The organism is Capnocytophaga canis (genome assembly GCF_000827555.1).
GTDB lineage: Bacteria > Bacteroidota > Bacteroidia > Flavobacteriales > Flavobacteriaceae > Capnocytophaga > Capnocytophaga canis.
Genome location: NZ_CDOI01000151.1, coordinates 1 through 10,867, shown reverse-complemented (window position 1 = coordinate 10,867; position 10,867 = coordinate 1). Strand labels below are relative to the sequence as shown.

Genomic DNA, 10,867 nt, shown 5'->3' with positions numbered 1-10,867 from the left:
AAAAAAGCCATTACAGCAAGTCCCATTTCTGCAGCTACGGCAGCTCTTTTAGGAACAACGCTTCTGGGAGGACAAGGCATTGAACTCAGTGATATATTAATGATATGTATCCCTTCTACGCTCATAGGGGTGATTGTTGGTGCTTTTGCCGTACGATTTATTGGGGTAGATTTGGAAAAAGATTCCGAGTATCAACGAAGAGTAAGTGACGGAATTTTAAAAAATGAGAAACAAACAACTTATGAAATTTCTGCTAAGGAAAACCAAAAAGCACTTATTTCGGTAATTATTTTTCTAATAGGTGTACTTTTAATTGTTATTTTCGGATCTATTCCTTCTTTACGACCTTCGTTTGTATTGACCGATGGCACTTCCTACCGACTCGGAATGACTGAAATTATTGAAATTGTGATGATGTCCATTGCAGGATTGATGCTTATTTTCACTAAAACGAATGTAGATAAAGCAGTTAAAGGGAGCGTCTTTATAGCAGGAATGCAGGCCGTAATTGCTATCTTTGGTATCGCATGGATGGGAGATACGTTTTTTAATGGAAATATTGAATTTTTTAAAACACATATTGAACATATAGTCACTGATTATCCATTTTTGTTTGCTATAGCTCTTTTTGTAATGTCCATTTTGCTGTTTAGCCAAGCCGCTACGGTGCGTACACTTTACCCGTTGGGAATTGCTTTGGGCATTCCTCCATTGGCTCTGGTTGCCATGTTTCCTGCCGTAAATGGGTATTTTTTCATTCCAAACTACCCCACTGTAGTAGCAGCTATTAGTTTTGACCGTACAGGAACTACTCGAATTGGAAAATATGTACTTAATCATTCGTTTCAACTGCCTGGCTTTGTTGCTACCATTGTTTCTATCGCTGTTGGATATTTCCTGATTTTGTTTTTCTGATTATATAATAAATTGATTTACAATACAATATATCTTATGAAGATTCCAAAAAAAATTATCCTTTTATTAGTTATTTTCATACCTATGGCAGTCTTCGGACAAAAGCCTATGATACGCATTATTGCCACTGGTGGAACTATCGCTGGAGTTAGTAAATCAACCACCGACAGTAATTATAAGGCTGGTGAATTAGGAATTTATGAATTACTACAAGCCGTTCCAGAGGTAAAAAATGTAGCAGAAGTTAGTGGAGAGCAACTTGTAAAAATAGGTTCACAGGATATGAACGATCAAGTATGGCTGAAACTTTCCAAACGAGTCAATGAACTTCTTACAAAGGAAAATTACGATGGTGTTGTCATCACCCATGGAACGGATACTATGGAAGAAACAGCCTATTTTCTTAATCTTACAGTTCATAGCAATAAACCTGTGGTGATGGTTGGAGCCATGCGTCCAGCTACAGGAATGAGTGCCGATGGGCCTTTGAACTTGTACAATGCGATAGTAGTTGCAGCTTCATCAAAGGCTACTAACAAAGGGGTAATGGTAGTGATGAATGATGTTATACACGATGCTAAAGATGTAATCAAAAGCAATACATTGGCTGTGGAAACATTCCAAAGTGCGAATTTTGGCAAATTAGGATATATCCATAATGGAAAAACTTTTTTCAGTAGAATGCCTCAAAATAAACATACCACACAATCTATTTTTGATGTAGATAATCTAAAATTTTTACCAAAAGTAGGTATCGTTTATGGGTATTCTAATATGTCGGAACTTCCAATGAAAGCTTTTATAGATGCTCAATTCGATGGAATTGTCTATGCAGGTGTAGGAAACGGAAATTTTTATCACACACTATTTGATTTAGCTGTACAAGCTCAGAAAAAAGGTATTCAAATCGTACGTTCATCGCGTGTACCCATGGGTGCGACAACTCTTGATGCCGAAGTAGATGATACTAAATACAATTTCGTAGCCGCTCAAACTCTAAATCCGCAAAAAGCACGTATACTACTGATGCTTGCACTTACAAAAACCAAAGACTGGAAACTAATTCAGCAATATTTTAACGAATATTGAACTTTTACTTGTGATATATTAATTTTTTATGGATATAACCCAAGTAAGTTATTAGAACAAACGAAATGAAAGCTGTCCGAAGGTGGACAACTTTCATTTTCTAATGTTATGTTCTTTTAATAATTACATCAATTCATGCATTGTACGGCTTAATACGTCACGCTGTTGTTCAGGTGTCAGACTGATAAGCCTTACTGCATATCCCGATACACGAATTGTAAAATTAGGATACTCCTCAGGAGCTGCGATTACTTTTTCTAACATTTCTTTATTAAACACATTTGTATTCAAGTGGAAACCTCCCTGTAAGAAGTAACCATCCATCATCGAAGTTAGATTTTTTATTTGGTCACCTTTAGTTTTTCCTAATGACGAAGGTGTGAAAGCCGCCGTAAGACTTATTCCATCTCGACTGTACTCATATGGAATTTTAGCTACCGAACTCAAACAAGCCAACGCACCACTTCTGTCTCTTCCATTCATTGGATTTGCTCCTGGTGAGAAAGGTTCTCCTTCACGTCTTCCATCAGGAGTATTTCCTGTTTTCTTACCGTAAACGACATTCGAAGTAATTGTTAGAATGGATGTTGTGGTTTCATCAGCTCTGTACACTTTATGTTTGCGAAGCATTGTCATGAATTTTTTCAATAATTCAACAGCAATAGCATCCGCACGGTCATCATTATTTCCGAATGTAGGGAATTCCCCTTCGATTTTATAGTCTATTGCAAGTCCCGTTTCATCAACAATTGGAGTTACTTTGGCATATTTTATTGCAGACAAACTATCCACGGCAACTGAGAAACCTGCGATACCTGTAGCCATAAACCTACGAACATTAGTATCGTGTAGTGCCATTTCCAAACTTTCATAAGAATATTTATCATGCATATAGTGGATTACGTTCAATGTATTGATGTACAATTTACACAACCATTCCATAAATTGATCGTAACTTTCGATTACCTTATCATAGTTTAATACGCCACGTAAAGGTTCTGTTTTAGGTCCAATTTGTTCGCCTGTCATTTCATCTCTTCCTCCGTTAATAGCGTAAAGCAATGCTTTAGCTAAATTGGCTCTCGCTCCAAAAAATTGCATGTCTTTTCCAGTGGTCATTCCCGATACACAACAAGCTATTGATTTATCACAGGTTTTCAAGAAGTCAGAAAGAAGCTCATCACTCTCATACTGGATTGCTGAATGGTTAATTGAAGATTCAGCACAGAAATCTTTAAATCCTTTTGGAAGTCTTGAAGACCAAAGAACTGTCAAATTAGGTTCAGGAGAGTTCCCCATATTGTCGAGAGTATGAATGAAGCGGAAATCGGTTTTCGTTACCAAAGATCTTTCATTATCAAGCATTTCCCCAACGATAAGTGTTGCCCAAATCGGATCTCCTGAGAACAATTGGTTGTAATCGGGCGTACGAGCAAATTTCACCATTCGAAGTTTCAACACTAAGTTGTCAATGAGTTCTTGAGCTTCCACTTCAGTAAGTGTTCCGTCTTGTAGGTCACGTTCAATGTAAATATCAAGGAAAGTTGCAATATTTCCGATACTCATCGCAGCACCGTTTTGTTGTTTGATAGCTGCCAAATATCCAAAATAAAGCCATTGAACTGCTTCACGAGCATTCGTAGCAGGTTTTGAGATATCGAAACCGTACATTTTTCCAAGTTCTTTTAACTCTTTCAAAGCTCGAATTTGTTCAGCTACTTCCTCTCTGTCACGAATAATATGTTCGGTCATGACACCATCGGATCCAATCTCATTGAAATCCTTTACTTTGAATTGGATAAGCTGATCTACTCCGTACAAAGCTACACGACGATAGTCTCCAATGATACGACCTCTTCCATAAGCATCAGGAAGTCCAGTAATTACCCCCGATTTACGCACAGCACGCATCTCAGGAGTATACACATCAAAAACCCCTTGATTGTGTGTTTTACGGTAGTCTGTAAAAATTTTAACTACTTCATCTTCAACTTTATATCCATAAGCTTCGCAACTATGTATCGCCATATTAATACCTCCAAAAGGCATTAAAGCTCGTTTTAGAGGCTTATCTGTTTGTAATCCAACTACTTTCTCACGTTCTTTGTCTAGATATCCTACAGAGTGAGAAAGTATGGTTGAAGGAATTTTTGTGTCCATGTCAACAACCCCGCCGTTAAGACGCTCTTGCTTCATCAGTTCATCAAATTTCCTTACAAGCTCAGTCGTATCAGCGGTAGGACCTTCTAAAAAAGAGGCATCTCCACGATACTCAGTGTAATTTTTGGTAATAAAATCGACTAAATCAACTTGATTTTCCCATTTTCCTCCAACGAAAGGTTTTTTAAGTTCTGTTGCTACCATGTTGTCTATTTTTTTGTTATCTCACGTTCATTAAAACCGTAACAAAGATATAAAAAAAGCGTTTAAATACCAAAAGATTTTTTTATCTTTTTCTACCAAAAACTTATTTTTCTATTCCTGCCAAAAGTTTTTAATTTTATGACATTTTTGTTTTTAACTATTTGATTTAAAATAAACTTAGTTGTAAACCTACTGATTATCTCTATTGAAAAGTATTTACGTAGTTTTTTTATTCTTTCACTTTGATTTTCTTTTCATTGTACACATAATTAAGTTTCAAATGTCGTATCATGGTATTATTTGCTCTTAAAATTACTAAGTATTGCCTTTATCATAATAAAACCATTTCATCTATTCCAAAAGAAGATAATAATATGGCTACATAAATCTGAAATTTTACCATTTTTTCGCTCATAAAAAGAACGTATTTATTTTACTTCATATCACTGAAAAGCAACACTAGATTCATGCTTTTGCATGAATATAAGCACTGCTAGTGGAATATTCCAAAACCTAATATAGAGTAGCGTTTAACATTCATTCAGTTGTCCGAATAACACTTCCAATTAGTGATATACCTGATAGGATAATTCAACCTATACTGTTCATAATTAAATATTTATATATTTAAAATCTGTAATGAGACGAAAGCTAAAATTTGTCCAATTACAGGTTTATTTTGTATTTAGTTTCGCTTGAAGTGTCTATATTTTGAAAAAATAGAGCTTGATAAACGTACGAAATTCTCAGGTTCTTCTTTTATTCAAAATTTCGGATAGTTTATGCAGATGTTAAAAAAATATTTTCATGTGACAAAATATTATTTTATATTTGCGAGTAAAACTTGGATATTTTAGTGGTTAAAATTTCAAGTGGAATGGTATTAACTAAATGGAATAGAAAATATTACGAAATCAAAGAAACGTTTATGAAAAATATAATCACTGTAATCTGTTGCGTTGCTTTCTTTACTTCAAACGCACAAACTTTTGAGAAGGATTCAATTATGTTGCGTTCAATCCACACCGAAACTTTAACAAAGGGCAAGGCATACGATTGGTTGCACCATATATGCTATCAGATAGGACATCGTCTGTCGGGGTCACATGGTGAGAAAAAAATGATTGAATTTTTGAAAACCGAACTTGAGGAATTGAACACTGATGTTAAACTACAACCCGTGATGGTTCCTCATTGGGTACGTGGTTTGCCTGAATATGCCTATATCCAAACTGCTAAAAATAAAATTACTCCGGTTCCCATTTTAGCACTGGGAGGCTCGGTTGCAACACCTGCTTCGGGAATCAAGGGACAAGTCATTGAGTTTAAAAGTTTGGAAGACTTAGAAAAAGCAGATATTAACAGTGTTATAGGAAAAATTGTATTCCTAAATGGAGCTTTACCTAATGAATATATTGACGCATTTGATTCGTACAGTGCCTGTGGATCACAGCGTTACTCAGGAGCAAGAGTTGCAGTAAACAAAGGAGCCATCGCTGTGATTGTAAGATCATTATCTCATAAAATTGACGACCATCCTCACACAGGAGTAATGTCGTATGAAGACTTGCCAAAAAGCAGACACATTCCTGCCGCAGCAATCAGCACCAAAGGAGCCGATTTATTAAGTACCCTGCTCGTCTTAAATCCAAAATTGGAATTTTATTTCAAACAGAATTGTAAAACATTCGACGATGTACAATCTTACAACGTAATTGGGGAAATCAAAGGAAGCCTCTATCCCGATGAAATTATTACCTTTGGAGCTCATCTTGATTCATGGGATGTTGGACATGGAGCCCATGATGATGGAGCTGGTGTTGCTCAAAGTTTAGAAGTTATTCGTATCTTTAAATCATTGAATTACAAACCAAAACGCACTATTCGCATTGTTCTTTTCGCTAATGAAGAAAATGGTGCGAGAGGTGGTCAAAAATATGCTGAAGAAAGCAAAAAAAATAGAGAAAATCAAATCTTTGCTTTAGAGACAGATGCGGGTGGATTTTCTCCTCGTGGATTTAATTTGCGTGGTGAAGCCCAAAAAATAGAGAAGATAAAGATGTGGGAAAAATTATTTACTCCATATTATATACACTTATTCAGAAAAGGATATCCGGGATTAGACATCAGCCCTTTACAGACTGAAAATAATGTATTAGCGGGATTAGTCCCTGATTCTCAGCGTTATTTTGACCACCATCACTCCGAAACCGACGTTTTTGATGCCGTTAACAAACGAGAATTGTCATTAGGAGCTGCTGCTATTACCAGTTTGATTTATTTGGTAGACATGTACGGACTTTGATATACTTGGAAAAAGAAGAAGCATATACTGAAAATGAAAATATATTGTTAAAAATGGGGACATCAGTAAAAAAATAATAATTCTAAATTGTCAATTCTCAATTAATTACTACCTTTGCCCCGTAGAATAAAACATATGAATTCATTTAAACAGTTAGGACTGAACGAGTCCATCCTCAAAGCCATTACTGATATGGGCTTTGAAAAACCTTCCGAAATTCAAGAAAAAGCCATCCCCACCCTGTTGTCCGAAGATGTTGATATGGTTGCGTTGGCTCAAACCGGAACAGGGAAAACAGCGGCCTTTGGTTTTCCTCTTTTACAAAAAATTGACGCTGGAACTAAAGAAACACAAGCTCTTATCCTTTCTCCTACCAGAGAATTGTGTTTACAAATTACTTCTGAATTGAAATTATATTCCAAGTACATGCCTAACATTCATGTAGTTGCCATTTATGGAGGAGCAAGTATCGAAGAACAAACGAAAAGCATTAGAAAAGGGGCTCAAATTATTGTAGCTACGCCTGGTCGTATGCAGGATATGATTCGAAGAGGTTTTGTAAATATTTCAAATATAGATATTTGCGTTTTAGACGAAGCTGATGAAATGCTTAACATGGGCTTCTATGAGGACATCACCAGTATCCTATCACATACGCCTGACACAAAAAATACGTGGCTTTTTTCAGCAACTATGCCGAACGAAGTAGCTAAAATTGCACGTCAGTTTATGTATAAACCTTTTGAGGTTACCGTAGGTTCTCGGAATCAGGCGTCGAATAATATCCGTCACGAATACTATATGGTCAATGGACGCCATCGCTACCAAGCTTTGAAACGTTTGGCAGATGCAAATCCGGACATATTTTCAGTGGTTTTCTGTCGTACAAAAAAAGATACTCAAGCAGTTGCTGAAAAATTAATCGAAGATGGGTATAATGCAGCTGCATTGCATGGCGATTTAAGTCAAAATCAACGCGATTTGGTTATGAAATCATTCAGAGCCAGACAAATACAAATGTTAGTAGCAACTGACGTTGCTGCTCGAGGGATTGATGTTGATGATATCACACATGTGATTCACTACCAACTTCCTGATGAAACTGAAACCTATACCCACCGAAGTGGACGTACAGGCCGTGCAGGAAAATCGGGAGTTTCTATGGTTATCATCCCTAAAAGTGAGGTCAAAAAGATAAAATCCATAGAGAAAATTATTCAACAACCCTTTGAACAAAAACCACTCCCCAGTGGCATTGAAATTTGTGAAATTCAGCTCTATCATCTGGCAAACAACATCAAAAATAGTACAGTAGAAACTGCCATAGAGGACTATTTACCAGCTATTTACGATGTTTTACAAGGTTTAGATAGAGAAGAAATTATTAAACGAATGGTGGCGGTAGAGTTTAGCCGTTTCTTCAATTACTACAAAAACGCTGAAGATTTGAATGCGTCTAACGGAAAAGAAAAAGGAAGTTCCGATAATGGCGAGGTACGTTATTTCATAAACATTGGTGAAAGAGATGGTTACGATTGGAAAACTTTAAAGGACTTCTTAAAAGCAACCTTAAATTTAGACCGTGATGATGTTTTTAAAGTAGACGTAAAGAACAGCTTCTCTTTCTTTAATACGGATGCTGAATTGGTTGATTTAGTGACCAGTACATTTAATGATTTTCAATTAGATGGACGTTTCGTAAACGTTGAAATTTCTAAAAAAGAAGAGCGAGGTAGCGGTAGAAATGGGCGCGATTCAAGAGGTAAAGGAGAATTTAAAGGCAGAAACCGAGGGGACTCAAAACGAAGAGATCGAGATTCTAAATCCGAAGGTCGTTCTTCATCCCGAAGAAAAGACAGAGGCAGAGGACAAAAAGCAGCACAAGCCTTTGATAATGCCTTTAAAAGAAAAAAAAGAAAATAATCGTTTGGCATCATTGAACATACACTGATTGTAACATACTTATTAATAAACAGTTACAAAAATCTCTGTCAAGTAATTTTGATAGGGATTTTTTGTTTACTACAAATATCTTGTTGCGAATTACAGATATTTCAATTTGATGTAAATAATATTTACAATTAGATTTACTGTTTAAATCTCCTTTAAAAACAACACTTCGAAAGTAAAAAACAATAAAATATTTCGATTTCATTTGTTTAATTACCTTTTTATTTTATAGATTTGCGACAATAAATTATAAAAAATCAAAATCATGAGAAGAAAAATTTTAATTAGTAGTAGCCTAATTTATGGTGCTTCTTTAATGTTATCAGGTTGTCAGCGAGAGGAAATGTAACAAGAACCTTTACAAGAGATTCACAAAAATGAAGTACACTTTCATAGTGAAGACAAGCACGTACACACCTATGACTTGAACAAATTAGCAAAACACAATGGTAGTGTATTCGAATTTATTAGCAAAAAAGGAAGTAAATCGATATTTTCTAAAGGAAACAACAGCGGTGTTTATTTAGATGAAAAACAGATTATGAAAATCAAAAACGGAAAATACACCAGTTATTCGTTTTTAACACACCGTGAGAATTTACCCAAAAATGTGGTTGAAAATTTGGTTGTAGAGCAAGTAAATGACACGCTTCGAGCCTATTTGATACGCTATCAGTATTCGGATCGGTATATGGACAACCTTGCTAAAGGAGTGAAAAATCAACGTTTTGACGGGACTATTATCCGTACAGGTTATCACACTGATTTAGATGCTCTACTAAAAATGGAAGAACCATCTTCCGTACATGAAAATTTAACGCGTATGACATTTAACAGAGTCTGTTATGACATCAATTTGATTATTTCATATTCTTGTAACTCGGGGAAACACTTTGTTGGAGATGACCGATGTGCCTTATCAGGAAGTGCAAGAGCCCATAATGAATATAGAACCGTTACGAAGTGTTATAATGAAATTGATTACGGTTGGACACCTCCAATGGAACAAATAGACCATATTGCTGATGACTATTTGGGAGGAGGTGGCGGAACACCTTCTGCTCCTGCCGTTGTGGTTAACATCAAGCGAGAGAGAGCAGATGGCGGAGCCTCTGAGATTGAAGATGATGGTTATATCATTGACGAAATCATAGACCAAATAACCAACGAAAAAATTAAATGCCTACACGACAAACTACGCAATGGCAACAACGACTATGTAAAAGAAATTTTTAGTAAATTTGAAGGAAAGGGTACTGAATTTGATATTGTAATTTCGTCAGAAAATAAAGTACTTTATGAAGGAAGAGAGGTAAATGCCAAAACAAGTTTTACATCAGGAAGTAAAGCCATTCATATTCGAATAAGTGAATCAAAAGCGGTTGGAAGAAGTGCCTTGGATATAGCAAAAACTATTTTCCACGAGTATATTCACGCAGATATTCACAGAAAATTAAATACAGAAGAAAACAAAGAATTATCCGAAATAAAAGATTTTAGAGAAACTTATAGTAATTATATGGATATGCTTGCCAAAAAAAACAACATTAAAGAAGTTCCTGATGAAAGAAGACACCACGAATATATGGCAAAGTATTATGTTAGTGTAATGCGTGATGCTCTCAAAAAATTTCATAAGGAACAACTTACAGCAGATTATAACAAGTATGTTGAGCACTATGAGAAAGAACCTTCTGATGAACTTTATGAGGCATTGGCTTGGCAAGGTCTTAATGCTGCAGGTATAAAAGCGTATGAAGAAGAGGATGCTGACAAAAAGAAACGAATGAATGATTTGTTAGAAACTGAAGTGGGAATGTTAACTAAAAACTGTGAATAAAATGGATAAAGGTAAAGTTGTTGTTATGATGGTGTTGCTACTTGTGTTTGAATTTTCATTTGCTCAAATAGCTACAAACCATCTTTTTATCATCATTGATAATAAAGACGGTATCCAAAAAACAGAGAGTAGAAAATTAAAAGGGAATGATAAAGATGGATCTTGTATTGAGAAAACAAACATTTACAAAGAACATCGAGAAATAGAGCTAATCTATGAAAGTGGTAAGACTAATAAAATTTACAAATATTTTTACGTAAACGAACCTAAAAATTGGCAAATTTCATTTAGTTTTAATCATTATGCAAACGGAGGCACAATCAATAATTTTATTTTAATGCTTCCAAAGGAACGGTTTGAAGAAATCGCAAGAGAGAGATATTATGCAAACTATTTGGAAACAT

6 protein-coding genes and 1 pseudogene are annotated in these 10,867 nt (G+C 35.5%); 6 read left to right on the top strand and 1 reads right to left on the bottom strand.

The window, feature by feature from the left end; all coding sequences use genetic code 11:
* Together CCAND38_RS06595 and ansB are read left to right on the top strand one after the other, a co-directional pair.
* Positions 1-915: anaerobic C4-dicarboxylate transporter family protein (locus CCAND38_RS06595; protein ID WP_042344487.1), on the top strand; the 915-nt coding region annotated here is incomplete at its 5' end.
* A gap of 36 nt (positions 916-951) precedes the next feature.
* Entirely contained in the window at positions 952-2,004 is a 1,053-nt protein-coding gene (gene ansB, locus CCAND38_RS06590; protein WP_042344486.1) for an L-asparaginase 2, read from the top strand.
* A gap of 123 nt (positions 2,005-2,127) precedes the next feature.
* On the opposite strand, the gene pflB is transcribed toward ansB, so the two are convergent.
* Positions 2,128-4,368 carry a formate C-acetyltransferase gene (gene pflB, locus CCAND38_RS06585; protein ID WP_042009039.1) on the bottom strand — a complete coding sequence of 747 codons (2,241 nt, stop codon included), beginning with the start codon at positions 4,366-4,368 and terminating at the stop codon, positions 2,128-2,130.
* An 877-nt stretch (positions 4,369-5,245) separates the two neighbouring features.
* Here pflB and CCAND38_RS06580 point away from each other — a divergent pair.
* From CCAND38_RS06580 to CCAND38_RS06565, 4 genes and pseudogenes are all read left to right on the top strand, one after another.
* Positions 5,246-6,673 (top strand): M20/M25/M40 family metallo-hydrolase, encoded by a 1,428-nt coding sequence (locus CCAND38_RS06580; RefSeq protein ID WP_338083613.1) that lies wholly within the window; start codon positions 5,246-5,248, stop codon positions 6,671-6,673.
* 135 nt (positions 6,674-6,808) lie between these two features.
* Entirely contained in the window at positions 6,809-8,596 is a 1,788-nt protein-coding gene (locus tag CCAND38_RS06575) for a DEAD/DEAH box helicase (RefSeq protein WP_042344485.1), read from the top strand.
* 451 nt (positions 8,597-9,047) lie between these two features.
* Positions 9,048-10,463, top strand: coding sequence for a hypothetical protein (locus tag CCAND38_RS06570; RefSeq protein WP_042344483.1), 1,416 nt, complete (start codon positions 9,048-9,050; stop codon positions 10,461-10,463).
* Between the two features lies 1 nt (position 10,464).
* Positions 10,465-10,867 (top strand): annotated as a pseudogene (locus tag CCAND38_RS06565) (hypothetical protein); the annotation flags it as partial.